Here is a 402-nt window from a genome sequence, read left to right as displayed (position 1 = left end):
CCATCATCCAGGCCATGATCTGGGCGTTGGTGTTGACGTCCGGGGCCGGGATGTCCTTCTCGGGGCCGACCAGGACCTCGATCTCGGTGAAGAAGCGGCGGGTCAGGCCCTCCAGCTCCTTCATGCTCAGCTGCTTGGGATCGACGATGACGCCGCCCTTGCCGCCGCCGTAGGGGATGCCCACGACCGCGCACTTCCAGGTCATCCACATCGCGAGGGCCTTGACCTCGTCGAGGCTGACGTCCTGGTGGTAGCGGATGCCGCCCTTGGCCGGGCCACGGCCCAGGTTGTGCTGGACGCGATAGCCGGTGAAGACCTTGACCGACCCGTCATCCATGTGGACCGGGAAGTGGACGGTGAACTCGCGCCGTGGCTCACGCAGGACGAGACGCATCCCCGGAT

1 protein-coding gene is annotated in these 402 nt (G+C 66.4%); it reads right to left on the bottom strand.

Features of this window, described 5'->3' with window-relative positions; all coding sequences use genetic code 11:
* A partial coding sequence (locus tag I6F37_RS43035; RefSeq protein WP_276573836.1) for a Glu/Leu/Phe/Val dehydrogenase occupies positions 1-402 on the bottom strand: 402 nt, incomplete at both ends.

This window comes from Bradyrhizobium sp. NBAIM08 (genome assembly GCF_020193935.1).
Taxonomy (GTDB): Bacteria; Pseudomonadota; Alphaproteobacteria; order Rhizobiales; family Xanthobacteraceae; genus Bradyrhizobium; species Bradyrhizobium yuanmingense.
Note: the sequence above shows the minus strand (reverse complement) of the source record. Positions and strands in the feature narration are given on the sequence as shown.